The following is a 24,235-nucleotide window of genomic DNA, read 5'->3' on the forward strand; positions in this document are numbered from 1 at the left end:
TTCTCCCTCCTAATCTAGTGCTAAAAATTCAGCCCTTGTACGATTTGAACGTTTTATCTCAATCTTCTGAATACCCTTCCCGTGTTCTTCTAACGCTGCATTCCATGCCTTGCTTTCAGTATTAGTATCAAAGCAATCCATCTTTTGCTTTTCGTCTTGATCGTAGAAATGAACCTCGTATGACGTTATGACGCTAGGCTTTGCTAGGAATTGTTCGGCCGTGCTCTTAGCTGTATAGTCAAAACTTCCTACCACATCCTCAAGCGTTAGTTGCTTCATGCCCCTAACCCCATTGGACGGGATTGTATCTCGTTCTTATCCGCTTGATCCATTATTAGTGCTGCGATTTCTAACTGGTGTCTTCCCAGTTCTTTTGCAATTTCGATAATATTTTTATTCTCTTTCCACATTTCTTGTAATCGAATTACTTCACTTTCATCAAATACCAGATCCAGTTCTTCTAAAGCGATATACATGTTACGACGCGAGTTCTTCATGTACTTCCTTTGCTGCGCTGCTATTGTGTAATTCTCCTTTTCCAAATCCGTTCCAAGTCTTGGCATCCCATTTCCCCTCCAGTTGTAATTGATGAATCGCTTTTAACTCCGCCATAACGGCATGACGCTTTTTATCTACTTCTTCAGGTGTCTGGTTCGCCGCTTCGCAAACGCATGGTCCAAATTGATACATTCCCATTCCAATGTCGTTCTGAATTACTCCCGTTCCATTACATGCACACATCTTAATTCCCCCTTTTAAAATGGTAATGCCTTTCTTCTGTAATCCTTTGTATCTTTGAAAACAAGCGCTTTAAAGTTGTTGAAGATACGCGATACAATTCGTTCATCATATGCGCCCTCTAAACGTTCTCCTGTAAGGTTTGTCGTGAAGATAGTAGATTTACCTTGCCTACCATCGAAAACATCGAATAGTACCCTATTAATGAAGTTTGTCGCTTTTGTATTTGCATCTAACGCGCCTAACTCAGCTCCTAAATCATCGACTATTAATACTTCTGCTCTTACTAAACTTCTTATAATTGCATCTTCGGTTAATGTTGAATCTTTACTGAATGTACTTTTAATCTTCCGTAGCAATTCGCCAACTGTAACGAAGATAACTGACTTCCCTGCTCCTGCAAGTTGATCCGCTATAGCGTAAGCAAGATGCGTTTTCCCAGCTCCACAATTCCCGGCCATAATCGTGTTGAAAATCTTTCCGTTAAGGTAATCCGTTGCAATGACCTTTGCGAGTTCAAGGTTCTTCGCTCCTTCCTCGCTAGTAGGTTGATAATTATCAAAGTTAGCTTTCTTAATGTTGCTATCCGCAATCATACTTTGTTGATGGAACATGAATTTCTTCTCGTTCGCTTTATCTGCATCGTATTTCGCTTGCTCCTGTTGCTGAAGCTTCTTACTTTCGTTTTCAAGGAAGCATCGAGGGCAAACAACTTGTCCACCGAACTTCATCTTATTCATACCGTGCGTATCGCACACATCAGAATCCATAGTCATATTCACCTTTTTGGCTATATCGGTTGGTATTGCTGCCGCTGCTCTCTGCATTGTTCTTCGCTCCTTTTTTAGATTTCATCTGAATAGTAAGTTGATCAAACTTCTCACGTAGCTTTTTAGGAGATAAGATATTCCCTTGCCAAAATGGATCTGCTTGGCACCAATCAATAACATCTTTAATCTCTTGCGGTTCTCTGTTATCGCGTTCTCGCATTAATCTAAACTCATTTGCCCAATTATCGAAGTTAGGCTCTTTTTGTTTAGGGTTGTTACCTTTAATTTTTTCAAACAAATACTTAGCCCCGTTGGTGTCGCAAGTTTCAAACTTGTGACGAGAAGGTTTTTCTTTCTTCTTTTTATCTTTCTTTTTATCTTTATCTATATCTAATTCTTTATCTTCTTCTATATCTGTTGCGTGACTCTGCGTGATTGTCCCGTGACTGTCACGTGACGTCTCTAATCTAAGTTTTTCTCTTTGTTTTTGCTTACGTAATCGATTTTGTTCACGTATTTTCTCTAGTCCATCAACATTTTGATGCTTTTCCCAATTTGAGATGCAAATGTACTGATCATCAGTGATATCAATCATTCCGAATTGTTTAAACGTTTGTAGAGCAAGCCTTACTGTTGCTATCGGTCTATTGAAAAGTGTTGAAAGCATTTCTTCTGTGAAAGGAATGTTTTCGCTTAAGAAAATGTAACCATTGGCATTTGTTCTGCCCGCTTGAGACAACAATTTAATCCAAATGATTAGTAGTGTGTCTGCATCTGGTAAGCTTTCAATCAATCGAATCTTTTCATCTTCAAACATGCTAGTAGAAAGTTTTATCCATTTAACATCTGCCATTTAGTTCACCTTCTTCATCACAAACAAATACTCAACTGTATCTGTGTACCCGTTAAATTTATATCCACCGTTTCCAAAGTTACGGCTCATATCATAATCAAAACTTTTTCTTTGCTTATAAATCTTTTGATATGGCTTTACGTGTTCATATCCGTCTTCTTCCAATTCTCTAACTCGTTTAAGTAATTTAGTAAGGTTGTAACCTCTAACCGGAATTGGTTTACTTGTATCTCGGTTATGTTTATTCCATTGAAAACTCATCACATCACGTCCCTTTCGCATACCGCTATGTCGCCTTGAATTTTGATTATTTTATATCCTGGGTAGCGATCGGGAGTAATGTACTCAATCGCCTTTGCTTTTGCTTCCTTTTCATTTCTTACGCCCTTCCACACCCAAGAGGGCAAAAGTACATGAGATTTGTTATCTTCATTAATGAACATCTTTTAGCCCTCCTTTTTGGTTATGTCTTAATGCGCCCGGTTTGCTTATCAAAGCCTTTCCTCTATACCCCCGATAATATCTGGTAAAAACAGTCCCTTTATTTAGGGAATAGCGTTCCACTATTTCGGGGAGTGTTAACATTTCACCATCAATATCTACCTGTATAGTGTTTCGTTTGTTTCTTTGTTGAAGTGATTGAGGAATCCATCTACAATTGCTTGGCGAGTAATCCCCATCAACATCTATGCGGTCTATTGATAAATCATCTTTATAACCGTTTTTCATGGCCCACCAATAAAAGTTATCGTAACTTTCTAGCCATTCATCACAGACTCTGATTCCTCTTCCGCCGTAATGTTTATAAGCATCAGTATTAGGGTTAGAGCAACGTTGTTTCATACCATCAAATATTTTATTAAGTCGTTTGTTGTATTTTTTTCCTTTAGATCTCGCTTCGCTAAGAAGTCTCGATTTTTGGCATCCGCAACTTTGAACGATTCCTTTTTCTAAATGGTGTTTTAGGAATGATTTTTTGTTGCCACATTCGCAGACACACTCCCAAAAACTATTTCCTTTGTATTCAATTGCTGTTAGAAATCCGAATTTCTGGTTCGAAATGTCTTTACGTTTACGTGACATACAATTTCACTCCTTATCCTGCTTGGCTATACTGTTTTTCCCAGCCCATTAGTACTTCAATTGCTTTCGATGCTACCTGCGAGCTAATCTCGCTTAAGTTGTCAGTTCCGATGTTGCCTTTCAATGTATCCTCAATCGTTTGTTTGTCAGCTTTCGCTAGAACTGAAATGTGCGCTATCTTAGCATGTATCATCTTCATTTGTTTCTCAGATGCTTTACCATTACCACTGTTACCTTGTGGCTTACTTGGAGCTTGTCCACTGTTACCTCTAGGTTTAGGCTTGTCCTTCCCATAAGTAGCGCCGTTACCATCATCATCTTCACCTGTGTTCAAGCTGAGGAATGCAGCTAACGAATATCGTCTTGCGTATGTGATGCAACTCCCTACTGCTTGCGGATCATTTTTCACTGGCTTCATTGTTAGTTCATCTGATTCTAGCCATTCACCACTCTCATGTAGGAGAAGTGTTTTTAACGTTACGTTTTGACCGTCACCGCTTGGGATTTGCATAATGCTTAATCCGTGTTTAGAAAGGATTGGTCTAATTTCATCTATAATCGTGTCTAGCGTTGCGTAATTGTTTTTAAAGAAAGGATTGTCTGCATCTTTAGCGATTTTGTTAACTTCTGAATTGAACTTCACTAATGCTTTTGCTAGTTCAGTAATCGTTTCGCTCTTATTCATCGGATTCTCACGCCTTCACTCTGACGTAATGTAATTCCATCCCACTGCATTCCATCCTTAACCGCTGCAAGTAATGACTTTTTATCAACTTTTGCTGGTTGCGGAATCATGTATTCCGGAGGAACTACTGCATCTTCTGCGATATCTAAGCTTGCTGGGTTCTTTTGAATACCTACTGTTACAATTGTTCCTTTGATACGTTTTAAATCAGTTGCTGTCATTTGTTGATACAAGTAATCTTTTAAACTCTTACAATTGTTTTCTATTGCCTTTCTACGCTCTGCCAGGCGTTTTTCTTCTGCTTTGATAGCATCTACATCAGCTTCAAGGTTACGAATTACTAACGCTGTGTTTTGTACTTTATCCTGGATACTTTCCTCAATCGCTTGTAATGTATCTGCTAATGCCGATGGATCTACACCATCCTCAATCATCATTTGTAACTCTCTATAATTAAAAGTAAGTTCATATAATTTCATTTTTATATCCTCCTAGAACGGCATTCCGCCATATGGTTTATTTGTTAAAACCGTAATTACATAGTCGAGATCTAACTTCTTCACGATGTCTTGTTCCTTTTCAGACATTTGTTTTAAAGTTTCGATTGCACGTTCTACTTGTTTATCTTTAATTTCAATCATTTTTATGTCCCTCCATTAAGTTGATAGCTTGTCCTTGTGGTTTATCAAAAACAACTTTTAATGGTTGAAACATCATCGATGAAAATTGAAGCATTTCATTTTGCTCACTCGTTAGTGCTACTGGATATAGCACTCCATCCTTGCAATACATCAGAATTACGCCATCTTTCATTTTCACATTCCTCCACTTAGTAGTTATTTACTTAGAAGAAATGACCGTGTTATAATAGAGGTAGGATATTGAGTCATTTCTTCAAAAGAGTCGATTATTAGGCGTAGTCGGCTCTTTTTATTTTGTTTTGATGCTTTCACGCATCGGAATATCCAGGAACCCATTTACTAGGTGGGGGATACCGTTAGATTCCTGAATATTCCGACAAGCGAAGGCTTGTCCTATTTAGCTAGAGTGATAAACTCTTTATGCATTTCCTCAACCTTATCTGCGCTGTTATGTATCCCTCTAGCTCGTAAATCCTTTATGATCCATGCTAGTTTCTTTTGTTCGTATTCATCACGCTGCTGTTTATTTGTCATCTCTTGACCATCCTGTTTTCTTGTCCCAGACATCTATTCGGTGCGCCAGGTATACAAATATACATATTGTCGCTGATACGATTGCCAGTGCTAATGTACTTTCCTCCATCATTTAAACCGCCTCCTGATTTTGTTCTTTCTTCAGTCGGTCTATGATGTAGGCTTGTCCTTTTGGTGTTACGTATGTTGTTGTCCATGTGAATGCTTCACCATTTGGTTTCTGTTTAACACCTTGTGCGATTTCAAAGTATCCTTTTTCAACAGCTGGCTGAGTCGGCTCAGTAGAACGCTTGAACATTAACTCCCATTCTCTAAGTTTTGCGAATAACTGACGTTGACCAATTTTTATTCCTTGTTTTGTCGCTAACTTTGCAACTTCACTAACTTTCAGTGTTTGCTCTGACTGCATACACGCTTCTGCGAAGACTACCAATGGTTGTTGCTGTACGATTTGTTGTTGTGCTGCTGCAAGCTTTTCTTTCTCTTCTTTTAATTTAGTGAGAAGACCGATTGCAAAGTCTGGATTTGTTACCGCTTGTTCCAGGACTTGATCTGTCATGTATGCTCCATGCTTTCTAATAGAAGGAAGTACTTCGCTTGTTACCCACTTTTTGAATGCTTTCGCTTGTGGTTTGCGACTTGTCATGATCAATGAGTAAAGACCGCTTTCGTTGATGATATTTGTATCTTGCGGTCTTCCAAGTGAATCAGCGACCTTCATACTGTGAAGCTCATCTTCATCTAAGCGACTTAATGATCTAGTTGCATTTACGATTTCTAATACATCACACACATCTTTAGCTACAAACCAAACATCTTCACCTTTTACTACCGTTCGAACTTGTCCAAACTCTTCATTATTGAAAACTTGTAATTGGTTCATTTTCTTTCCTCCCTATCCGATAAGTTTCGTATCTTTGATACATTTTGTATCATCAAAGTCATTAAAAATGTCTGGGAACAATTCTGTTGCCCTGACACCGAAAAAACTTTGATATGCCTTCATTGTCTTGACGCTAGGGTTCCTTTCACCCTTTTCTACCTTACGAATGAATATTGTTGATAAATTTAGAGCTAAAGCCAATTCTTCTTGTGTTAAATTCCTTGATGCACGTTCATTTATAAGTCGTTTCCTCATTTCATCACCTACCGTTTGATACGTTTTGTATCGTTAACTGTAGTATAGTTGATACATTATGTATCGTCAACCCCTTTTGATACATTTTATATCTTTTTTAATAAAACTCTTTAAAACGATACATTTTGTATCTATAATGAGGATATACTATTAATAATTGACACGGTGCGAGAGGGGATTTATTAAAATGACATTTGGAGAAAAGTTAAAAGAGTTGAGAGGCAGCAGGACTCAAGAAGAGGTTGCTAAAGGTATTGAAATATCTAGAGCTAGATATTCTCACTTCGAAAACGATCGTAACGAACCAGACTTACAACTAATACAGAAAATAGCTGATTATCATAAAGTAACTACAGATTACCTATTAGGACGCGCTGAAGATTCACGTTTAACAAAAGAAGATGACGAGAAAGCAACAGAAATGGCCAAGAGACTTGAAAAGTTAATCGCGGAACTAGAGGATTCGGAACAAGATAAAGCATTAGAGCACTTAGAAATGTTTGTTCAATACCAAAAAGCAAAAAAATAGTGGTAAATAACAAAAAGACTACCAATCGGTTAGTCTTTTTTCTTTTTCTTTATTCTTCTTTGTATGTACTTGATACAGCTGACTGTAGTAATTCCTCTACATCATCGTTACCGCTTTTTAATAACCACTCAATTGCTGCCTGTTTTAATAATTGCTCTTTTGTCATTTCAAATTCCCCCTGCATCCTCTTTATAGTTTGTGAATTTTTCACAATTGGTAAGTGTTTTTCGATTTCGGCAAACACTTACCAATCTCCAGAAACAGCGAATGACATCGCCATTTTGACGATGTCATTCATATATAATATATTAAATTATTTATTCATCAAATTTGTTTTATATCAACCGGAACCAGTTCCAGGATCAACCATCTTATATAGTACCGGAGCTGTTGAAGCTTCTTGTTTAGGTGCTTCCTTTACTGGTGGATTCAGTAAAATCGCTCCAACTAATAGTAAAGCTGGTACTACTTTAAGGATTTTACACATAAAATACCTCCTTAATTTGCTAAGTATATTATACCATATTTACTATATTATCCCTAGGTTTTTCTTCGGTAATTGGGAGTAAAAAATATTACCTAATTGCTCGAACTTATTTAAAGACTCCACAAATAATTTTTTATCATTTTTTGCTAAAGCTAGATAATATAATTGAAATGCAGATAGCTCTCCATTTTCCTCTTTGAGACGTTCTAACATCCGGATAGCTTTTTCATTATCCCCTAATTGAATTTCTAAATAAGCTTTCTCAGCTATATGGATCGGATGAACATTATTTAATCCAACTTTCCACATTATTTTCAAAAATTCAATCGTGTTTACCATCATATCGTTACGTAAACTCATACGAGCGTTAAGTTTCTTCTCTAATAGTTCAATTGCTTGGTTAATATAATACGTTGCTGTTTCAAAACTTTCAAAAGTGTACGATTCTCCTAAAGTTCCATATGCAGTAGCTACGATCATCGGAAACCGTCGTCGTAACTCTTCCCTGTTTATAATTTCATGACATGTAGTTCTTGCTTTTTCCACTTCACCTGACATTAACAGTCCTTGAATCATACATTCTTTAATTTTGTATTCAAAGGAGAGTTTTAAATAAGGATCTGAAATTGAATCCACCTCTTCCAATAAGATAGCAGCAGTATCATTCAGCAATTTGAAATTCCTTCTATCAGCTGTTGCAAATAACGATAAGATTTCAAATAAAATTTGCATTTCGGTTGTAGATAACTTTATTTCCTTCTTTGCCTGATGTAGTCGTTTTTGTAATTTCTTCCCTGACAATTCGCCCTTATTACGTAAGTAAATTAGTTCATAAACATAAGCCCATTCACGATTATCTTTATCATGAGATACTTTTTCAATGTCGATCAATTGTTTTAATAATTCCTGTTCACCATGCACAGCGAGATAATCCATCGCTAACCTCTTATTGATTGGTTTATCTGTCTGAGAAAAATATCTTTCGCAACACATTCTTCTTGTAGTTACATCGTTGGGGAAAACTTCTTTTAATAATTCACCAAAAGTATTAGACCTCATTTGAGACTTCCCATTAAGGAAATTAGAAATGGTAACATGTGTTGTGTTGATCTGTTTTCCTATTTTACGAGTGCTCATTCTGTGAAAACTGATTTGATTTGAAATCTTATTTAATACCTCTTGCACAGTGCTTGTCCTCCTTGTGGACAAAAGACACGTAAACCCCAATTTGTTACATATAAAGGAAAACGCGCCACTTTCAATCTAAGGTGTGTTATAATATGTATGTACAAGATCCGCGACAATGTTCCCTAGCTGGCTTAGGGGGCAGTGTAAGAGTGCTCCAACACTACTTACACCGTGGGTCTTTTTTCACGTCCGTTTATTTTATTTGTTTTCATAATACCACAAATTTCCCAATATTCAGTCGTGCAGTTATCAGACAATTGTTGAGAAAGTTGAGAAATCGCTTTAAATCAACGTTTCTTAAATCATCTAAAAATAAAATATGCAATTTTGCATTTAGACGTTTGAAGTATCCACATGCATATTTTACCACTAAACAAACATTTGTTCTATACATATTTATCAAGTCCTTAAAAATACCTAAGTCACTTAAAAAAGTCAGATTATCGACCAATTGTGGTATAGTGATAAGGCGATTATTATACTCAAACTATGAAAACTACAGTCGGACAAAACATTAAACAATTAAGAAAGTCTTTCGATTTAACGCAAGAACAATTATCTGAAAGAACGGGTTTATCACGCGGACAAATCAAAAATTGGGAAACTGATCGTCATGAACCTGATCTTGAAAGTTTAAAGGTACTTGCGTCGTTTTTTAACACCTCCACAGATGCTCTTCTTAACTTCGAGAATAGGAAAGAAGATGCGTTACTAGGTTTACTATTCAATGATATCCAAAGAGCTTATGAGGAGCTCGATGGACGTCAGCAAGGTCGTTTTGCAAAACAAGTTTCATTGTACGTGAAAATGTTGCAAAACAACAAGGATATATTGTGATTTGATTTCATGATAAAAGAAATCATTTCCATTTGCTAGAGGTAAAATTTTACATAATTTTACCAATCCTACCAAGAGAGCCACTCGGTTCTCTTTTTTATTTGCGTTCGACAAAATATGACAATATTCGAATTAATTGTTTGCTATGATAAGTTCGGAAATCTTACATTTTACATAACTGGAGGAAACAATAATGAAAAAACCGTTCTACAAAAAATGGTGGTTCTGGGTTATCGTTGTTATCGTAGTACTTGGAGCTTATGGTAATAGTACTAAGGATAAAGAAGAAACTAAAACAGCTTCTACCGAACCAAAACAAGAAGCAAAACAGGAAACAAAGAAAGACGAACCTAAGAAGGAAGAAGCTAAAACTGAGCCTAAAAAAGAAGAACCTAAAAAGGAACTTTCTAAAGAAGGCGAATCTTCTAAAGTTAAAATCGCTGTAGGTTCTGTTGAATCAACAGATTCAGTAGGTGGCCAATACTTAAGCGAAAAAGCGCAAGGTGTGTTTAAAGTAGTGGAAATCTCTATCACTAACAACCAAAAAGACGCTATCACTGTCGATGCTAACAGCTTCAAATTAGTTGATAATCAAGATCGTGAATTTAAATATTCTACACAAGCTCAAACGGCTTTTGATGTAGGTAACGGCGGTAAATCTGATTTCTTCTTAAAACAACTTAACCCTGGACTAACTCAAACAGGAAAAATCATTTTTGATGTTCCTGCTGACGCACAAGGCTTAGTTTTAAAAGCTCGTGGCGGTATGATGGGTAAAGAGATTAAGTTAAAAGTAGAATAGTTGAAGGCACTCGAAAGAGTGCTTTTATTTTTTCTCAATCTTCTAACATTCTATAATGTGATATAATGATATTGGATGAGAATCCAACACTCATATTATTAAAATTAAAGTGGTTATCAAGTCGGAGGAAGGCACCTTAGGGTGTCTTTTCTTTTTTCTCAATATAACAACTTTAAAAATATGATATTATTTTTATGCAAAGTCCCTTTTGTGCAATGAGATAGTAGTACCCAACCCAAAACCCACTGTTACGAATATTCAATGGGCTTTTCATTTGTTTTTACATTTGTTATAATTTCCTTAAAGGTATTTCAATGTTTCTGTACGTATATAATAAAAGAAGAGATGCGTCAACATCTCTTCAAGTAACTGCTACCGCAAGGTGAGTAGTTGCGACTAAATACTACTTTTTAGATTTAGAAGACTTCCCACGCTTGCGAGGCTGACGGGTGGTCTTCTTCTTTTTGTTTTTAGAAGTAATCTTCTTAACTACGAAAACCACAAGTTCTCGTACAATCGTCTTAATTACCTCTAATACTATTTGAAGAAATAGATCCATTGGCTACACCTCCTTCCCTCATCAAATGAGAAAAGGACAGTCGTAACCTCCCACCCTACAATATACAGTTGTTCTTATTCTATCATACTTGTACAAGCTCACCAATATAAAAAAGCCCACCTATTTCCGTAGGTGAGTTCCATGTGATTTTGCACTTGTGCACGATTGATTATAACAGAAACCCTTAATCTTCAGTAGACCTCTATAATAATAATTTCACGTACTATATCTGATTAATAAAACCAAATTCGGAAATAAGGACTAGTATAACATCTCCACCATAATAAAAACCCCCTAAATAGGAGGTTTAGGAATAACACAGTACTAGGGTGCATATAACTTTGCTTTAAAGGGACAGGGATGTCCGCTTTTATATTTCTTTTCTTAGACGACGTAAATGCCTTTCCGAAATGCCCATTTCTGCTGCTACGGACTTCCATTTTGGCTTTGGATTTTCTGCGATCAATTCTTTTAATTTAGCTAGCTGATTATCAGTTTGTCTTGCAGTTTTTTCTTTATGTTCTTCTAAGCTAACAGAACCACGGGTTTTTCGCTTTCTTAGCTTGTCCCTGTGTTTACTTTCCTCTGAATCAATTAATGTATCCATCAATTCAAGTTCTTCTTTTGTTAATTTTATGTCTAATTTTCTAAAAATCGTCTCTGTTTTCATTGGTTTAATTAAATTTGACGCTAATCCTCGCATCGTAAACCCATTTTCCGCAAACGCATCGAAAAACTTTATAGCATCTCTATACGCATCTTTCACTGTTCTTTCTACTTCTTTTTTCGTTTGCGGTTCTTTAAATTTATCATTTATCTGAAACGTCATTTCTAACGTCGCTATTTGGTTTTTAACGATCAAAGCTGTCGTGAAGGCGTAAATGTATGTCATGTCGTGTCTATGCTCTATTTCGCCATTTCTGAGCGCCACAATCTTCTCTAAATCAGATTTCCTTTTTGTATTTAAACTATAAAGGTTCATTACCCCTTTTTGAGAAGGTAGTGTTGAAATTGACCCTTTTTTACGTGTAGCAGTTCGTTTCGGTTGTCTCTTCTTTTCTAAAGGTGGTACATAATCATATAACTCTTGTAGATCGTGTTCGCGTCTTGTCCAAATTTCAAGTTCTATTTGCTTTCCAGTTTTGCTATGCGTTGTATATGGCATGCGCAGGACCCTTGAAAGATCGCTACATGATCCGTCTGCACCTAATGGCATCAACATTTTTATGAAGTGGTTTGTTATGTATTGAGATAAAAATGCCATTTGTGGAGCTGCGCCACCTTGTACAGTGTAAATCAGTTGCATTCCTCGACCATACATAACTAAATTAGGACAAGGAAGCGTCCCTTCTGCAATGAAATCTTGTAAGTTTTGAATCACGTATTCTTTTGAAATATCTAACTTGTAAAAATCTAAATCTACGCCGATATTCCGTATTTGTTTTAAATCTGTCGCTTTCCTGCTTCCAAATACAAAGCTATTCAAAGACAGATAAAAATCCTTATTCGAAGGATTAGACATATTTGAAAGAGTTTTAATGTCGTTCGTGCCTATCCATAATTGTTTCTTCTCGCTACCGCTTAAATCTAAAACGGCTATATACCCACTCTTTTTATGTTCTGACAAGTAGCATTCATGCCACTCATCAATGAACGATTCCTGGTGTTTCCTTATAGCTAACACAAATAGACCTCCTTAGAGAATAAAAGGAAGTCACACAAGAGTATAAAAGTATTTACCTTATTGTTTAAATTTGATATCATAGAGACATAAATTAATTAACAACAGGGTATACACCTTGTGTAACTTATCAGAGAGTCTTAAATCCAAAGTTTGGTCGCGGAGGATTTAGGGCTCTTTCTCATTTATTCGATTGATTTCTACAACAATTGTAATACAAGATTCATAGAGATACAAGGAGAAGGAAGATAAGCGCGAAGCTTGTCTTCTTTTTTTGTTGCTGATAAAACTTTTAGGGAGGATTAACGAATCTTAGGGAGGACAAGCCTATGTCTTCCCTACCTCGCAACATGCATTTTTATTAATATTGCGAAGTCTTTGCGATGCCCTATAACCTTGCAAACCAATAATCAATGATTAACCAATAATAAAATTAGCGTTTTTGGTATATTTCATTGAATTTAAACGTAAGTATCTGTTAGAATCAAAAATATCAATGATTAACCATTGGTTTTGAAAGGGGAATATATATGCTATTAGGAAATCCGTATGCGATTGACTTAGGAAATGGTTTTACAAAGCGCGCTTCAAAGAAAAACAAATCACTAGAGGCTGATGTTATTACAGAATTATCGGTGTTAGCGCCTGTTGATGACTACTACAACGAAGCTAGTTTCACAAAAATTGAATTAACGAACACCGACTTCCCTTACTACATAGGAGAAGAAGCTAGAAAATCAAAACTTCCATTAATTCGCGCGCTTGGCGAGAACAAAGCAAAACGTTATGAGGATCCAACATTTAAGAAACAGCTATTCGGATTCATTGCAAAAGACTTTAAGAAGAACATTACTATTCCGTTACTTGTTACCGGTCTTCCAGTATCTCACTTCGGTAATCAACGCGAATCAATCCGTAAGGTCGCTATGGAAGAAACAGCAGTAAAAGTAAACGGTGAATTAATCACAGTTAAAGTAAAAGAGTGTTTAGTAATCCCACAACCAGTAGGAACACAATATTACCTGGTTAAAAAAGAAATTATTAATAAAGAAGATCGTATCCTTATCATTGATGGTGGATTCGGTACATTCGATGTTACTGATATGTCTGGTAATGCTGTTATCGACCGTTTAGGAACTGAATTAGGTTGCGAGAAAGCATTCATGGCTATTGAGCAAATCGTACGCGATAACATTGGCGAAACACCTGATTTAAGCGTTTCTAACATGCACTATATCCTTGAAAATGGCTATAAGTACAATGGCTCTCTATACGACTTATACACTCATAAAGATGTAGCTGAGAAAGTAGATGAAGAATTACAACGTCATTTCGATTCATCATTACGTGAAGTTTCTCAAAAATTCAACTTAGCTGTATACGATAAAATTGTGTGGACTGGTGGAATGGCCGCGCTTCATAAAAAGCGTATTGAAAAGAAAAAAGAGCAATTCCCTACATTTGCGGTTCTAGAAAATGGTCAAGAAGCTAACCTATTAGGATACTACTATTTAGGATGTGATGTCTTTGACAAACTTACAAAAGAAAAAGCTTCAAATTGAGCTTAACCCGAACAATGATAAGGTTCTTTATAACTTTGTAACTCGTTTAGAGGAACAAGGTAAAGGACAAAAAGGTTACGTAAATAAGCAAATTAAAAAGCGATTAGAAATGTACCAGGTACTTGCTGAAGTTGCTGGTGAAGAAGATCCACTTCAATTAGTTAAAAAGTTACTAATCAATATAAATACTCATGGCATACAGAACGATGCAGGAGAAGATGAGAAGCCTTCTGAAGAAGCTGTAGATAATGCTATGGATTTACTAGATAGTTTGGGTAAGTGGTAAACAATTATTTAAAGAAAATAACCCTCCTTCCTCTCTCTCAACGATTTTTCATGGAATATTGGAATTACGGAAAAGTGTCCCTGAGATAAAAGAGAGGGAAGAGGTGAATTTTCGAAAGAGGGGAGCTTCATGAGCAATGTTAACCCTATGTTTGAACCTTCCAGAAAATCTACTACTATAACAAACCAACAACCTCGTAAAACTCGTTCTGATAAAAAGAAAGATGTAAAAATCCCCGTAAATGAAATGCAAAGACAACTAATAAGATCCTCAGCATTTCAACAAGGAATAACCACTACACAATACATGTCTAAATTAATCACAGAACATCTAAACCTATCTTATATTGCAGAAATACACAGTTATGACTATATTGATACCAAAAGATATATACATGCAAAGCTAGATCAAGAAGTTCATAAAAAACTTGTCCATCTCGCTATAGATTGGGGAGTATCGCAGCGATGTGCTGGTGCAAGGATACTCTGTTTCGCTTTAAAAACAATGTGAAATATATAAAAGCCCACTATTTATTAGTAGGCTTTCGTTTAGAAATTAAATCTTCAAGTGCTTCATCTAACAATTTGCTCATCGGAATTTTTGTTTCATCTGATAATTTCTTTAGTTGTTCGTATAAATCCATTCGAACTGCATTAGATAATGCCTTGCGTGTTTTTAATCCACGATTTTCGCTCATAGTTATCACCTCTAAGTATATTATAAACTGCATTTTGACAACTTGCAATTGAATGTAGTTGAATGTATAATATATTTAAGGAGGTGAAAACAATGTTAGTTAATAAAGCATATAAATTTCGTATCTATCCAAACAAAAACCAAGAAATATTAATTTCTAAAACGCTAGGTTGTTCACGATTTATATTCAACCACTTCCTGGCGAAACGAGAAGAAGTCTATACCTCAGAGAAAAAACATCTTGGATACAATGAGTGCGCGAAACGATTAACTCAGCTTAAGAATGAACTCATCTGGTTAAAAGAAGTAGACGCTACATCTTTGCAACAATCGTTGAAATTCTTAGATGATGCATACAAATGCTTTTTTAAAAGGAAAAATAACTTACCGCGTTTCAAATCAAAACGCAATCCTGTTCAATCATATAAAACGGTTGGGAAAATAAAATTAAAAGAAAATCAAATGTTTATTCCGAAACTTGGTTGGGTTAGATTTTCCAATTCAAGAGAGATTGATGGGCGTATTCTTAGCGCTACAATCAGACGGAATAAAAGCGGAAAATACTTCGCTTCTATTCTTGTTGAATTAGAAATACAACCAATAGAAAAAACAGGTTCTTCTGTTGGTATTGATGTTGGATTAAAAGATTTTGCTATTTTGAGTACAGGGAAAATATTCTCAAATCCTAAATGGTTTCGTACTTTAGAAAAGAAGTTAGTTGATGCTCAACGTATTCTTTCTAGAAGACAGCAATTGGCTTTAAAAAGAAAATGTAAACTTGATGAAGCAAAAAACTATCAAAAACAAAAACGTAAAGTAGCGGTAATACATGAAAAAATAATTAATGCGAGAACAGACTACTTGCAAAAAATATCTACTGAAATCATCAAAAACCACGATATTATCGGTATTGAAGATTTGCAAGTGTCGAATATGTTGAAAAATCACAAATTATCCAAAGCAATTAGCGAAGTATCTTGGTCAAAATTTAGAACAATGCTTGAGTACAAAGCAAAATGGTATGGAAAACAAGTCATCGTTGTATCAAAAACTTTCGCTAGTTCCCAACTTTGTTCATGTTGTGGTTACAAAAATAAAGACGTTAAGAATCTAAACCTTCGTGAATGGGAATGCCCTTCTTGCGGCACGCATCATGACAGAGATATTAACGCAGGACAAAATTTAAAAAATGAAGCAATAAGACTTCTAACCGTAGGAACTACGGGGGTAGCCTACTAAGATAACTGAAGGATACTTTAGTGTTCGTAGGAATCTCTTGATTCGTAGGAGTGGTTCAAATAAGCGAAATACATGCATACGAATATAAAGACACTAAAAAGTACATCCATGCGAAATTGGAGCAGGAAACACATTCTAAGCTTGTCCAATTAGCAATTGAATGGGGAGTTTCGCAAAGAGCTGCAGCGACACGTATTTTATGCTTTGCATTACGTACTATGTGAGAGGTGACAGCATGTATAGTAAATACGATGTGATGACAAAAGAAATACAACTTATGAGCGCTAATAATTGGTGGGAACGAACTAAAATTGAATGGACATTAAAAGAGAAATATCGATTTGAGGTGAAGATGCTCAAAATTTACTTATTCCGAATGAATATCATTATTGAAGATATGGAAGAGGAAGATTATGAGTGTAACGCTAGTGATCTAGCCGAAATACTTGTTGAGGACTTTCTGGAACACATAAGGTCCAAAAATAGTATGGAGCAGCTGTATCAAATTTTAGAGAGTAAGAAACACTACACTGATTATGAATTAGAATTTAATGAAAATGATGAACGATATGGAACGATTGATGTAAAGATTGACAGAAGAACATTGAGAAGGATTGAAGTGTTTTTCTCGGATATGGCTCACACCTTCCCTATGCACGGATATACAGCTGACAAACTGATTAACATTCTAATGTGCGATTACATGAAGTACTATGCAGAAGAACCAGGAAAGAAGCTCTCTTTATTGAAAAGACGTTTTTCGTAAAAAATTGCCGACCATGCACCATTTTTAGGCCCCTATTTTTAGGGGTTTATTTTTTGTGCATTTCGGAAAGTACTGTAGATAACAATTTTCATAGGGAGTGAGAATAATGTGGAGGTTTCGTTCCAAGAGAACGCCACTAGGAAGGTTTTTAGATAAACATAGAATTGAACAGGAATGGCTAGTCAGGAAATCTGGATTAGGGAGAAATACTGTAGGAGATTTAGCGAATAAGCCAGATAGATCGCCCACAAGAAAAACAATGCAGAAAATATTAAAGGTGTTGAGAAAGTTTGATCCGGAGATTAAAGCGGATGATTTTTGGGATATGTAAAATAAGCCGCCCAATAGGACGGCTTTCATTGTTTACTTTTTAAAATACTCGTAGAACCATTTACCTTCAGGTCTAGTGTCCATCCACCAAGTAATTTTATCTAATTCAGCATTTGGTAACACTTCTGTTTGCAAATATGCTGTACCAGTTAATGGATCGGAAATAACTTGTCCTTTAGTTCCACGCTCAGCCATAGCATTTAATACTTCAGGAACCAATGAGACGCCAAATCCACCAGATTTAACATATTGATATCCACCATTAGAAACGTTTTGTTCCGGTTGATTCATTTCTGTAAACCAAGATAAAGGTTTGCTTCCAATTAACTCATTCAAATCGCACTTACCAATACCAGGTACATTTCCTGTTTCAGTATATTGCCAGATATCGCATGGATAAGCTGGTTTCTTTCCTCCATAGCGAGGGATCCATACAAAGTCACTCTTTACATTTGCCATTCCGAATGGAGCATACATATGATGGCCAACATACAAACCGACTTTTTGAGCACCTAATCGGCGTAGTTCATCAATAAACGCTTGTGTACCAGCTCTCATGTCCTCCATTGTTTTTACTTCTACATCTGCCACCCAAACTGTTGCGCTCTTGTCACCGCGATTCCAGAAGTCCTGTGCTTCTTTCTTTGCATCATTAATCGATACAAATCGGCAGAAAGCATAGTTACCAAAAGGGATACTATGTTGTTTCATAGCTTGTACGTAACCTTTGTATAAAGGATCCACATAATTTGAGCCATCTTGTACACGAGCAATAATAAAATCAATGTGTTGTTTTGCTACAAGCCAATTAATATTACCGTTCCATTTTGAAATATCTACAGTGTAACCCATTATTTATCATCTCCTTCGTTTTGATTATCAGCAAACCATTTACCCGCAGCAGGATTTGAAATAACACCCGCAGCAGCTAAAATGAACAAGATTACATCTACATATTCCTGATATCGTCCCAGATTAAAATGAGGGATAGTATCCATTAATACCATCCCTAACAAAGCAAATAGAGCTACCCATAAGCCACGATTTTTTAGTTTTTCTTTCATCATTATCCCTACTTTCCTGCGAACTTGAATAACGCTGTAATGGACCCAACAATAACTGCTCCAACAACTGTCGTACCTAACCAAAAAACTAATTTATCTAATCTATCCACACGCATATGAGCGCTTTTTGCTGACTGTTGCGCTTCAATTGCTACTTCTTTGACATTACCGAGTGTATCAAGCTTTGTTTCTACTCTGGTCAATCCAACAAGTAGTTCTTTCATATCATCGTGTTTTAATTCAGCCATTTTCCCACTCCTTTATTCAAAATAAAAAGCATGCTATAAGCACGCTTCTTTTTTTATATAAGTCATATTTTGTTTTAAAAATTACTCTCTTATTTATCGCCGAGTAATGTATACAGTAATAAATCAGCAATTATTTGTTGTCCTTTTTCGTTCGGATGAAAATTATCGTTGTTAATACTATTAAATGCAACACCCAAATTTGTTATGTGATAACTATAATAACTATACAAATCTACAAATCCTGTCTTATTTTCAACGGATAATTTTTTCACAATTGGATTTATATCGTTTTCTAATCGTTTATTAACTGAATCAGACTCCATTACTTTATTAGAAGTTCTTAATAATATTTGAGCATTAGTTTTCTGTTGTATCTGTTCGATTGTCCACTTGTATTTTGTTTCGAATTCTTCACTAGATATTTTTCTACCTACGTCATTTAATCCGGAATTTATAACAACTAAATCCGGATTGATACTAATAATCTTATCAATTCGTGCAGACATATCAATAATTGTATTACCACCAACTCCTGCATTAACAACATTAACTACATCCGAACCATAAGTGTTTTTCAAAAAGTCATTTATGATCGATACGTGACCAGGCTTCCCGTTTGTTTGGGAATTCTGTTCTGTTGTCGAATCACCCAGGAAGACTATAGTTGCTTTTTCTCCTTTATCTAGTTTTTCTATAGACTTTGTTTTAAACGGTATCAAATTTAGTTCGGTTCTTATTTCAGGAGATATTCGCTCTGAAATTTCTTTTTTAGATGCATTGATTTTTTCTTTTATTTCATCTTTTTTCTCTTTCTCTTCAACTTGAATACTACTTTTCGCTGCTTGAACATCAGCTTTGACTTTACCGTCATAATAAATTTTACTCACTATAATTGTTGCTAGAAACACAACTGTAATTAATATTGCACTAAACTTATTCATATTTTCCTCCTAAAATAAATCTATATACAAATATTAACCTATTAAAAGATGTTTAATCAATTTTTTCCTCCGATTCATCTATTGGCGGTGTAACTGGATCTGTAGTTTCCGTTTGTTCACCATTTCCTCCTGGTGGTTCTTCAGTTGTTGGCGGTTCAACTGGAACTGTTGGTTGCTCTGGTTCTGTAACTTCTTCTTTAATTAGAGAAACCTGCGAAACCTCAAATTTTTGATAAATATTCAAACCAATTATTACTGTGGTTACAGCAGAACTGTTTAATTGTGTATTTAAGAATTTAATATCAAAATCTTTTTCTACAGGAATTTCAACTGATTGTCCATTTTTTAATAGTACCTTTACTTTCTTTGAAGAATTATCCGTGGAATCTATAGGGACAACCACCCTTTTAATATCAAAACGAGCAAAAATGTTATCACCAATTAAAACAGTAGTAACCTCTCCATTGTTCAATTGCTGATTAAGTAATACTGGATTATAATCATCTGTTTGCACTACCAATTTTTCAGTTGCATTTGTATATACCTCAATTGTTTTCATGTAAACCCATCTCCTTTTGTAATTTTTCACTGTAACTAATGCTGCACTTATCATACATTCCTGCTGTACTTGAGCCTTTAATTGGTTCGTCCACAACCAGAGTAACATTCATGATAATTGGTTTATTTCCAACCAATCTCTTAATTAACCACTCTCTTAAATTTTTCATTTTAAAAAGTCCCTCCTACACGGCTCTGAATAAAAAGACGTGAAATAATGTTAGCATTTACTCTTCCTAATTTATCGGGTGTGATAGTGATAACGTGCCACTTGTTACGTTCTATTTTCCCTCCGCCATCTTTAGAAAGATAAGGAATAAGATTAATATTTTCAGCTGATATCGAATTAACCGGTACTATATTTCCATCAACTTTAATTGATACTTTACTTGGTTTTTCTGATAGCTTATAAATACCATGCGCAATATCGTGTACATGGTCGGGCAATTGAATTTCATGTATATGATCTTTAATCTCTATCTGGTGTACATGATCATTTAGTACTATTTGATGAGTGTGATCATTTAGGATTATCTGATGCACGTGATCATTTAATGTTATTTGGTGGCTGTGAGATGGCACAGAAAAATTATGACTGTGCGGTTGAATCAGTACAGAATGATAGTGATTTGGTAAATTTATCGCATGATTATGTGTAAAATAATCACCTGGTATTTTAATTTCATGCAGATGATTTCCCCAATTTTCACTACCTATACTGTTCTCTGGTACTCCTGACATTATAGAAAGCTCAAGAAAAGTTTTATGATCAGAAGTTGTTGATATCCCTCCGCCTGCACCACTTGTCTGGGTTGAACCGCCACCGCTCTCAGTGGATTTCGATACCCCACCTCCAGAAGTACTTGTACTAACTTGAGCTCCGCCTCCACCGGTCGATTGTACTGTACCTCCGCCTCCACCGGTCGATTGCACGGTTCCGCCACCTGCTCCGGTCGATGCTATAATAGCTCCGCCTCCGCCAGTCGATTGTACTGTAGCTCCACCGCCTTTTGTTGCCTTACCATATGACCTGAATTCTTCTGTTTCATATGTCAGTATTAGAGAATTTATATTCACCAAGTCTTCTGGTAGAAAGAATTTAATTACAGCTGGGTTCTCAGGGTCGCAATTATCGTTATAATCGTGCGAATCGATGTTAGTTGCACCTTGTGAATACGTCTCATTAATCTTTTGCCTACGCTCTAAATCAGCTTGTGTTGTACCTAAATCTTCAATAGGGTCTCCAATTTCTAAGCTCATATCAAGTGGATTTCCTGTAGTATTAGACTTACCTTTCTTCATTAAACGAACATCCACAATTCCTAATTCCTCATCATGAATACGCACCAATTTGCCAGACTCATATTTCTCTAGTTTGTATGGATCTATTAATTCATAATCGATAGCATCCACAGAATATGTAACCTTTGGTCTGCATTTTTTGTTTAAATCGGCTTGTGCTGAATTAAATAAAACCTCTGGATTTTCAAAACGTCTATCAACCCAAATTTCTTTTTCGATGCCATATTTTTCGATAATATGTGCGGGCGCTTCTATATACGGCTTCCCTGTTGGATTAACTTTAGTAATGTCTAATTGGTTAACCCCTTCACCATAACCCATAGGATAAATACGAGTAATAATACCTAATGGATCATCTACCCTTGTAATCCCTTTTAAATTTTTGCGATGACGAAGTTCACCAGTAATCTCAGTACTTGCTCTTTCTAAATTTAATGTCCAGGGATAGTTTTCTATTGAATCATCCCATGTCCATGCATGTTGTTCATCAAATGGTTTTGGAACACTAAAGATTGGACCTAATATTGTATTTTCGTGCTCCCAACTGTAATGAAAGTATCTAACAAAGTCACACTTACCTAGTCTCCAATGTTTAATTTCTTGCTGACTCAATAGATATTCAAGTACTTCTTTCGTTGTGTAATTTGATAATTGATGATAACGAAAAAGCACGTCACTTAGCAGAGTAGCTAGGACGTGCTCGCATTTATATGTGATTGTTCGATTGTTTTCGTTTTTCACAGTCTGTTTAGGAATAATACGAAACATTCCTATTCGTTTATCCTGGTCAAAGATTTCTAAGAAATCCAGTGCAATGATTTCATCATTTTTCGGATCATCTAAAGGTAATGAAAAAGCAGCTGTCCATATTGAATTGAACTGCTGCTCATAACTAATTTTAAAAGCATTTTCTAAATAAGCTTTTAACTGCATTTGTTTGTTGTATAGTTTTAACATTGTATCACCTCAATTCAAATAAAAAAGCGCACTAATTAGTTATTCCGAATGCCATCCAATTTAATCCTTTTTTAGCATCCGCAGAAGACCAATTCGGCTTGAATTTATCTGATTGATAGTCTGCGGATGACATGAAATATATTGGTTCGTAAGCTGGATTTGATATACCACCCCCACCACTTTGAGTAAGAGTGACATGATAACCACTCACAAAAGGAACAATTAGAGGGACATATCCGCCTTTATCACAAGATGCAAAGCCGCCCTGTATTGTAAATCCAGTTTGTTTATCTCGCATAGTGAAACCTGAATTATTGCGTGTTGTTGTAACGTTGGAACCAAACATGAGCATGTGTTGACCAATCTTCATATCAATACTTGCGGACCCTAGTATTCTAAACGCTCCAATATAAACATTGTAATTTGTGGAGCTAGGATTTTTTTGTGGAAGCACTTCAATTTCTAACACGTGATCTCCTATCGTTAACCCATTTTTTGTGTATACGTTATTCCATAACACTTTTGTAGAATACAAGTCATAACTTGATTCGATTACTGTTCCGTCTATCTTTATTTGAATTATCCCATGACTATTTGCTACAGTGTGATGGAATGAAATTCCGGTACCGTAAAACTTGACTGTAATTTTCTTCCCTACTCCTGCACGATTATTTAAATACCTTCCACCAGGAAAGTTAATTGCATTCGCATCTACACTTGTATCACCATAATTAAAATCAGTAACAACATTTGTATGATTAACATTTAATCCTTTTAAAGTGGTGATTCGATTGTAGTTTAAAGAGCCTGGAACAAAAAATTCTTTTAAAAAGTTATAGATTAATTCGTGACCTGCATCGTTAGGGTGAATCGCATCATAATAATAGTTCATCGCTTCTTCTTGGGTCATATTAAGCGACTTTTGATAAGAGAAATAATCGGCGAACACAACACCAAACTCATCACATAGTTTTTTTAATTCGTTATTAAATGCGATAAATGTTGGATGTAACTCATGATTTATATTACGTTGCATGTTCATCGTTCGGCAGAGAATATCTGTATCTTCACCACAAGTTGCGAACAAACCACCTATTATATTTCTGTATGCATTCATTGAATCTGAGAGTGGTACACTTTTGGATGAATCGTTAATTCCAGAACATATAACAATTGCATCTGGCTTATTACTCGCTACATCTTTATAAACACGTTCCCACATATCTAAAGCTGTATTACCGCCAACCCCTTTATTGATAACGGTAACTAAATCGCCATATCTTTCTTTTAACATGGTAGTTAATCGATCAACATGATTTACGGTTGCATAACTATTTTTCTCTGTCGTGCTATCCCCTAAGAAAACGAGTGTAGCCGGAAGACCTGCGTTTAATTTATCAAAGAATTTTTTTAACCCTCTCAAAGATTTTAATTGAGTAGCACTTTTAAAAAAATCAACTTGCGCTTTATCTAGTCGTTCTTTAAGGTTGTTAGAAGAAATTCCGAGAACGTCTACCCTAGCTTGTGCAGCCTCAACAGAAGAGTCCCCATTTACAACAAGTGTATCTAATTGTTTTTGTACATTATCTGCTTTATTAACAGCATTAGTGGCTGTATTTGTTGCAACGTTACTAATTGATTCGGCCTTAAATGATTTCTTTAATGCTTCATTTGCGTTATCAATCCCCATATTAATCTTGTAATAACTCTCACCAAGCATTTCTGTACCTATTAACTTAGGCGCATCAGCCATAATGTCAC

At 35.7% G+C, this 24,235-nt stretch carries 37 protein-coding genes; 10 read left to right on the plus strand and 27 right to left on the minus strand.

The features are described from left to right. Window positions 1–9: 9 nt before the first annotated feature. The 15 genes from BLT20_RS26905 to BLT20_RS26965 form a co-directional block, all read right to left on the minus strand. Entirely contained in the window at window positions 10–279 is a 270-nt protein-coding gene (locus tag BLT20_RS26905) for a hypothetical protein (protein ID WP_073340165.1), read from the minus strand. Next, a complete protein-coding gene (locus BLT20_RS26910; protein ID WP_073340162.1) occupies window positions 276–563 on the minus strand; it encodes a helix-turn-helix domain containing protein in 288 nt (95 codons plus the stop codon). Before BLT20_RS26910 ends, BLT20_RS26905 begins: the two co-directional genes overlap by 4 nt. Continuing rightward, the gene (locus BLT20_RS26915; RefSeq protein WP_073340158.1) at window positions 478–741 is read right to left on the minus strand and encodes a hypothetical protein; all 264 of its coding nucleotides are present in this window, start codon (window positions 739–741) and stop codon (window positions 478–480) included. The genes BLT20_RS26910 and BLT20_RS26915 overlap by 86 nt, the downstream gene beginning before the upstream one ends. A gap of 14 nt (window positions 742–755) precedes the next feature. After that, window positions 756–1,514: an ATP-binding protein gene (locus BLT20_RS26920; RefSeq protein ID WP_083605821.1), complete on the minus strand. Its 759-nt coding sequence runs from the start codon at window positions 1,512–1,514 to the stop codon at window positions 756–758. After that, window positions 1,498–2,361, minus strand: a complete 864-nt coding sequence (locus tag BLT20_RS26925) for a phage replisome organizer N-terminal domain-containing protein (protein WP_073340151.1) — start codon at window positions 2,359–2,361, stop codon at window positions 1,498–1,500. Before BLT20_RS26925 ends, BLT20_RS26920 begins: the two co-directional genes overlap by 17 nt. Further along, window positions 2,362–2,622 carry a hypothetical protein gene (locus BLT20_RS26930; RefSeq protein ID WP_000009981.1) on the minus strand — a complete coding sequence of 87 codons (261 nt, stop codon included), beginning with the start codon at window positions 2,620–2,622 and terminating at the stop codon, window positions 2,362–2,364. Continuing rightward, window positions 2,622–2,804: a hypothetical protein gene (locus tag BLT20_RS26935; RefSeq protein ID WP_073340146.1), complete on the minus strand. Its 183-nt coding sequence runs from the start codon at window positions 2,802–2,804 to the stop codon at window positions 2,622–2,624. Before BLT20_RS26935 ends, BLT20_RS26930 begins: the two co-directional genes overlap by 1 nt. Then, a complete protein-coding gene (locus BLT20_RS26940) occupies window positions 2,794–3,444 on the minus strand; it encodes a hypothetical protein (protein WP_073340142.1) in 651 nt (216 codons plus the stop codon). The genes BLT20_RS26935 and BLT20_RS26940 overlap by 11 nt, the downstream gene beginning before the upstream one ends. A gap of 13 nt (window positions 3,445–3,457) precedes the next feature. Next, window positions 3,458–4,129 carry an ERF family protein gene (locus BLT20_RS26945; protein WP_073340139.1) on the minus strand — a complete coding sequence of 224 codons (672 nt, stop codon included), beginning with the start codon at window positions 4,127–4,129 and terminating at the stop codon, window positions 3,458–3,460. Next, window positions 4,126–4,608, minus strand: coding sequence for a siphovirus Gp157 family protein (locus tag BLT20_RS26950; RefSeq protein ID WP_073340135.1), 483 nt, complete (start codon window positions 4,606–4,608; stop codon window positions 4,126–4,128). Before BLT20_RS26950 ends, BLT20_RS26945 begins: the two co-directional genes overlap by 4 nt. A 12-nt stretch (window positions 4,609–4,620) precedes the next feature. Further along, window positions 4,621–4,770, minus strand: coding sequence for a hypothetical protein (locus BLT20_RS30665; RefSeq protein WP_176944011.1), 150 nt, complete (start codon window positions 4,768–4,770; stop codon window positions 4,621–4,623). Continuing rightward, window positions 4,763–4,942 (minus strand): hypothetical protein, encoded by a 180-nt coding sequence (locus BLT20_RS26955; protein ID WP_073340130.1) that lies wholly within the window; start codon window positions 4,940–4,942, stop codon window positions 4,763–4,765. Before BLT20_RS26955 ends, BLT20_RS30665 begins: the two co-directional genes overlap by 8 nt. A 221-nt stretch (window positions 4,943–5,163) precedes the next feature. Further along, window positions 5,164–5,337 (minus strand): hypothetical protein, encoded by a 174-nt coding sequence (locus BLT20_RS30670; RefSeq protein ID WP_002026743.1) that lies wholly within the window; start codon window positions 5,335–5,337, stop codon window positions 5,164–5,166. Window positions 5,338–5,416: 79 nt separating this feature from the next. Next, window positions 5,417–6,187, minus strand: coding sequence for a phage antirepressor Ant (locus tag BLT20_RS26960; RefSeq protein WP_001072782.1), 771 nt, complete (start codon window positions 6,185–6,187; stop codon window positions 5,417–5,419). Window positions 6,188–6,199: 12 nt separating this feature from the next. Then, the gene (locus BLT20_RS26965) at window positions 6,200–6,442 is read right to left on the minus strand and encodes a helix-turn-helix transcriptional regulator (protein ID WP_001231651.1); all 243 of its coding nucleotides are present in this window, start codon (window positions 6,440–6,442) and stop codon (window positions 6,200–6,202) included. Window positions 6,443–6,629: 187 nt separating this feature from the next. Between BLT20_RS26965 and BLT20_RS26970 the strand changes: the two genes are divergently transcribed. Continuing rightward, a complete protein-coding gene (locus tag BLT20_RS26970) occupies window positions 6,630–6,971 on the plus strand; it encodes a helix-turn-helix domain-containing protein (RefSeq protein WP_000142631.1) in 342 nt (113 codons plus the stop codon). A 340-nt stretch (window positions 6,972–7,311) separates the two neighbouring features. Here BLT20_RS26970 and BLT20_RS30675 read toward each other — a convergent pair whose 3' ends face one another. After that, complete coding sequence (locus BLT20_RS30675) at window positions 7,312–7,458, minus strand: hypothetical protein (RefSeq protein ID WP_000335115.1); 147 nt, start codon at window positions 7,456–7,458, stop codon at window positions 7,312–7,314. Between the two features lie 42 nt (window positions 7,459–7,500). Beyond that, the gene (locus BLT20_RS26980; RefSeq protein WP_033684610.1) at window positions 7,501–8,643 is read right to left on the minus strand and encodes an AimR family lysis-lysogeny pheromone receptor; all 1,143 of its coding nucleotides are present in this window, start codon (window positions 8,641–8,643) and stop codon (window positions 7,501–7,503) included. A 492-nt stretch (window positions 8,644–9,135) separates the two neighbouring features. On the opposite strand from BLT20_RS26980, the gene BLT20_RS26985 reads away from it, so the two are divergent. Together BLT20_RS26985 and BLT20_RS26990 are read left to right on the plus strand one after the other, a co-directional pair. After that, complete coding sequence (locus tag BLT20_RS26985) at window positions 9,136–9,483, plus strand: helix-turn-helix transcriptional regulator (protein ID WP_000859165.1); 348 nt, start codon at window positions 9,136–9,138, stop codon at window positions 9,481–9,483. Between the two features lie 193 nt (window positions 9,484–9,676). Then, the gene (locus tag BLT20_RS26990; RefSeq protein ID WP_000742860.1) at window positions 9,677–10,285 is read left to right on the plus strand and encodes a DUF4352 domain-containing protein; all 609 of its coding nucleotides are present in this window, start codon (window positions 9,677–9,679) and stop codon (window positions 10,283–10,285) included. 929 nt (window positions 10,286–11,214) lie between these two features. Here BLT20_RS26990 and BLT20_RS27005 read toward each other — a convergent pair. Beyond that, window positions 11,215–12,528, minus strand: coding sequence for a hypothetical protein (locus BLT20_RS27005; RefSeq protein ID WP_000879769.1), 1,314 nt, complete (start codon window positions 12,526–12,528; stop codon window positions 11,215–11,217). A gap of 527 nt (window positions 12,529–13,055) precedes the next feature. Here BLT20_RS27005 and BLT20_RS27010 point away from each other — a divergent pair. The 3 genes from BLT20_RS27010 (at window position 13,056) to BLT20_RS27020 (ending at window position 14,883) form a co-directional block, all read left to right on the plus strand. Further along, window positions 13,056–14,087, plus strand: a complete 1,032-nt coding sequence (locus BLT20_RS27010) for a ParM/StbA family protein (RefSeq protein WP_000924194.1) — start codon at window positions 13,056–13,058, stop codon at window positions 14,085–14,087. Further along, window positions 14,047–14,373, plus strand: a complete 327-nt coding sequence (locus BLT20_RS27015) for a hypothetical protein (RefSeq protein WP_033684611.1) — start codon at window positions 14,047–14,049, stop codon at window positions 14,371–14,373. The genes BLT20_RS27010 and BLT20_RS27015 overlap by 41 nt, the downstream gene beginning before the upstream one ends. Before the next feature lie 129 nt (window positions 14,374–14,502). Next, window positions 14,503–14,883 carry a hypothetical protein gene (locus tag BLT20_RS27020; RefSeq protein ID WP_000073205.1) on the plus strand — a complete coding sequence of 127 codons (381 nt, stop codon included), beginning with the start codon at window positions 14,503–14,505 and terminating at the stop codon, window positions 14,881–14,883. Between the two features lie 16 nt (window positions 14,884–14,899). Here the strand turns inward: BLT20_RS27020 and BLT20_RS27025 are convergent, their stop codons facing one another. Then, complete coding sequence (locus BLT20_RS27025) at window positions 14,900–15,070, minus strand: ribbon-helix-helix domain-containing protein (RefSeq protein WP_001293882.1); 171 nt, start codon at window positions 15,068–15,070, stop codon at window positions 14,900–14,902. 92 nt (window positions 15,071–15,162) lie between these two features. On the opposite strand from BLT20_RS27025, the gene tnpB reads away from it, so the two are divergent. From tnpB to BLT20_RS27040, 4 genes are all read left to right on the plus strand, one after another. Further along, entirely contained in the window at window positions 15,163–16,308 is a 1,146-nt protein-coding gene (tnpB, locus tag BLT20_RS27030) for an IS200/IS605 family element RNA-guided endonuclease TnpB (protein WP_000960813.1), read from the plus strand. 50 nt (window positions 16,309–16,358) lie between these two features. After that, window positions 16,359–16,532 (plus strand): hypothetical protein, encoded by a 174-nt coding sequence (locus BLT20_RS30835; protein WP_176955186.1) that lies wholly within the window; start codon window positions 16,359–16,361, stop codon window positions 16,530–16,532. Between the two features lie 11 nt (window positions 16,533–16,543). Then, window positions 16,544–17,074, plus strand: a complete 531-nt coding sequence (locus BLT20_RS27035; RefSeq protein ID WP_000287078.1) for a hypothetical protein — start codon at window positions 16,544–16,546, stop codon at window positions 17,072–17,074. A gap of 106 nt (window positions 17,075–17,180) precedes the next feature. Then, the gene (locus BLT20_RS27040) at window positions 17,181–17,405 is read left to right on the plus strand and encodes a hypothetical protein (protein ID WP_000267986.1); all 225 of its coding nucleotides are present in this window, start codon (window positions 17,181–17,183) and stop codon (window positions 17,403–17,405) included. A gap of 32 nt (window positions 17,406–17,437) precedes the next feature. On the opposite strand, the gene BLT20_RS27045 is transcribed toward BLT20_RS27040, so the two are convergent. The 8 genes from BLT20_RS27045 to BLT20_RS27080 form a co-directional block, all read right to left on the minus strand. Then, window positions 17,438–18,256 (minus strand): GH25 family lysozyme, encoded by an 819-nt coding sequence (locus BLT20_RS27045; RefSeq protein ID WP_000542508.1) that lies wholly within the window; start codon window positions 18,254–18,256, stop codon window positions 17,438–17,440. Then, a complete protein-coding gene (locus BLT20_RS27050) occupies window positions 18,256–18,468 on the minus strand; it encodes a hypothetical protein (protein WP_033684692.1) in 213 nt (70 codons plus the stop codon). The genes BLT20_RS27045 and BLT20_RS27050 overlap by 1 nt, the downstream gene beginning before the upstream one ends. Before the next feature lie 8 nt (window positions 18,469–18,476). Beyond that, complete coding sequence (locus BLT20_RS27055; protein WP_000818883.1) at window positions 18,477–18,716, minus strand: hemolysin XhlA family protein; 240 nt, start codon at window positions 18,714–18,716, stop codon at window positions 18,477–18,479. Window positions 18,717–18,805: 89 nt separating this feature from the next. Then, window positions 18,806–19,657 carry an SGNH/GDSL hydrolase family protein gene (locus BLT20_RS27060; RefSeq protein ID WP_001032146.1) on the minus strand — a complete coding sequence of 284 codons (852 nt, stop codon included), beginning with the start codon at window positions 19,655–19,657 and terminating at the stop codon, window positions 18,806–18,808. 52 nt (window positions 19,658–19,709) lie between these two features. Then, a complete protein-coding gene (locus tag BLT20_RS27065) occupies window positions 19,710–20,216 on the minus strand; it encodes a hypothetical protein (protein WP_000848407.1) in 507 nt (168 codons plus the stop codon). Beyond that, a complete protein-coding gene (locus tag BLT20_RS27070) occupies window positions 20,203–20,385 on the minus strand; it encodes a hypothetical protein (RefSeq protein ID WP_000793590.1) in 183 nt (60 codons plus the stop codon). Before BLT20_RS27070 ends, BLT20_RS27065 begins: the two co-directional genes overlap by 14 nt. Window position 20,386: 1 nt before the next feature. Continuing rightward, window positions 20,387–22,474 carry a phage tail spike protein gene (locus tag BLT20_RS27075; protein ID WP_000916428.1) on the minus strand — a complete coding sequence of 696 codons (2,088 nt, stop codon included), beginning with the start codon at window positions 22,472–22,474 and terminating at the stop codon, window positions 20,387–20,389. Window positions 22,475–22,505: 31 nt separating this feature from the next. Further along, window positions 22,506–24,227 (minus strand): SGNH/GDSL hydrolase family protein, encoded by a 1,722-nt coding sequence (locus tag BLT20_RS27080; RefSeq protein WP_073340120.1) that lies wholly within the window; start codon window positions 24,225–24,227, stop codon window positions 22,506–22,508. Window positions 24,228–24,235: the final 8 nt, after the last annotated feature.

It is taken from the genome of Bacillus sp. cl96 (genome assembly GCF_900100505.1).
Lineage (GTDB): Bacteria > Bacillota > Bacilli > Bacillales > Bacillaceae_G > Bacillus_A > Bacillus_A cereus.

Bases quoted from the DNA above. Each gene is read 5' to 3' on its own strand.
- BLT20_RS27015 (WP_033684611.1), top strand. From the start codon at position 14,047: ATGTCTTTGACAAACTTACAAAAGAAAAAGCTTCAAATTGAGCTTAAC.
- BLT20_RS27075 (WP_000916428.1), bottom strand. From the start codon at position 22,474: ATGTTAAAACTATACAACAAACAAATGCAGTTAAAAGCTTATTTAGAA.
- BLT20_RS27065 (WP_000848407.1), bottom strand. From the start codon at position 20,216: ATGAAAACAATTGAGGTATATACAAATGCAACTGAAAAATTGGTAGTG.
- BLT20_RS26935 (WP_073340146.1), bottom strand. From the start codon at position 2,804: ATGTTCATTAATGAAGATAACAAATCTCATGTACTTTTGCCCTCTTGG.
- BLT20_RS27035 (WP_000287078.1), top strand. From the start codon at position 16,544: ATGTATAGTAAATACGATGTGATGACAAAAGAAATACAACTTATGAGC.
- BLT20_RS26905 (WP_073340165.1), bottom strand. From the start codon at position 279: ATGAAGCAACTAACGCTTGAGGATGTGGTAGGAAGTTTTGACTATACA.
- BLT20_RS26970 (WP_000142631.1), top strand. From the start codon at position 6,630: ATGACATTTGGAGAAAAGTTAAAAGAGTTGAGAGGCAGCAGGACTCAA.
- BLT20_RS30665 (WP_176944011.1), bottom strand. From the start codon at position 4,770: ATGATTGAAATTAAAGATAAACAAGTAGAACGTGCAATCGAAACTTTA.
- BLT20_RS26960 (WP_001072782.1), bottom strand. From the start codon at position 6,187: ATGAACCAATTACAAGTTTTCAATAATGAAGAGTTTGGACAAGTTCGA.
- BLT20_RS26965 (WP_001231651.1), bottom strand. From the start codon at position 6,442: ATGAGGAAACGACTTATAAATGAACGTGCATCAAGGAATTTAACACAA.
- BLT20_RS27045 (WP_000542508.1), bottom strand. From the start codon at position 18,256: ATGGGTTACACTGTAGATATTTCAAAATGGAACGGTAATATTAATTGG.
- tnpB (WP_000960813.1), top strand. From the start codon at position 15,163: ATGTTAGTTAATAAAGCATATAAATTTCGTATCTATCCAAACAAAAAC.
- BLT20_RS27020 (WP_000073205.1), top strand. From the start codon at position 14,503: ATGAGCAATGTTAACCCTATGTTTGAACCTTCCAGAAAATCTACTACT.
- BLT20_RS30675 (WP_000335115.1), bottom strand. From the start codon at position 7,458: ATGTGTAAAATCCTTAAAGTAGTACCAGCTTTACTATTAGTTGGAGCG.
- BLT20_RS26955 (WP_073340130.1), bottom strand. From the start codon at position 4,942: ATGAAAGATGGCGTAATTCTGATGTATTGCAAGGATGGAGTGCTATAT.
- BLT20_RS27040 (WP_000267986.1), top strand. From the start codon at position 17,181: ATGTGGAGGTTTCGTTCCAAGAGAACGCCACTAGGAAGGTTTTTAGAT.
- BLT20_RS27025 (WP_001293882.1), bottom strand. From the start codon at position 15,070: ATGAGCGAAAATCGTGGATTAAAAACACGCAAGGCATTATCTAATGCA.
- BLT20_RS26910 (WP_073340162.1), bottom strand. From the start codon at position 563: ATGCCAAGACTTGGAACGGATTTGGAAAAGGAGAATTACACAATAGCA.
- BLT20_RS27010 (WP_000924194.1), top strand. From the start codon at position 13,056: ATGCTATTAGGAAATCCGTATGCGATTGACTTAGGAAATGGTTTTACA.
- BLT20_RS26990 (WP_000742860.1), top strand. From the start codon at position 9,677: ATGAAAAAACCGTTCTACAAAAAATGGTGGTTCTGGGTTATCGTTGTT.
- BLT20_RS26920 (WP_083605821.1), bottom strand. From the start codon at position 1,514: ATGACTATGGATTCTGATGTGTGCGATACGCACGGTATGAATAAGATG.
- BLT20_RS26950 (WP_073340135.1), bottom strand. From the start codon at position 4,608: ATGAAATTATATGAACTTACTTTTAATTATAGAGAGTTACAAATGATG.
- BLT20_RS26985 (WP_000859165.1), top strand. From the start codon at position 9,136: ATGAAAACTACAGTCGGACAAAACATTAAACAATTAAGAAAGTCTTTC.
- BLT20_RS27060 (WP_001032146.1), bottom strand. From the start codon at position 19,657: ATGAATAAGTTTAGTGCAATATTAATTACAGTTGTGTTTCTAGCAACA.
- BLT20_RS27050 (WP_033684692.1), bottom strand. From the start codon at position 18,468: ATGAAAGAAAAACTAAAAAATCGTGGCTTATGGGTAGCTCTATTTGCT.
- BLT20_RS26945 (WP_073340139.1), bottom strand. From the start codon at position 4,129: ATGAATAAGAGCGAAACGATTACTGAACTAGCAAAAGCATTAGTGAAG.
- BLT20_RS26915 (WP_073340158.1), bottom strand. From the start codon at position 741: ATGTGTGCATGTAATGGAACGGGAGTAATTCAGAACGACATTGGAATG.
- BLT20_RS27080 (WP_073340120.1), bottom strand. From the start codon at position 24,227: ATGGCTGATGCGCCTAAGTTAATAGGTACAGAAATGCTTGGTGAGAGT.
- BLT20_RS30670 (WP_002026743.1), bottom strand. From the start codon at position 5,337: ATGTCTGGGACAAGAAAACAGGATGGTCAAGAGATGACAAATAAACAG.
- BLT20_RS27055 (WP_000818883.1), bottom strand. From the start codon at position 18,716: ATGGCTGAATTAAAACACGATGATATGAAAGAACTACTTGTTGGATTG.
- BLT20_RS27070 (WP_000793590.1), bottom strand. From the start codon at position 20,385: ATGAAAAATTTAAGAGAGTGGTTAATTAAGAGATTGGTTGGAAATAAA.
- BLT20_RS26940 (WP_073340142.1), bottom strand. From the start codon at position 3,444: ATGTCACGTAAACGTAAAGACATTTCGAACCAGAAATTCGGATTTCTA.
- BLT20_RS26930 (WP_000009981.1), bottom strand. From the start codon at position 2,622: ATGAGTTTTCAATGGAATAAACATAACCGAGATACAAGTAAACCAATT.
- BLT20_RS26925 (WP_073340151.1), bottom strand. From the start codon at position 2,361: ATGGCAGATGTTAAATGGATAAAACTTTCTACTAGCATGTTTGAAGAT.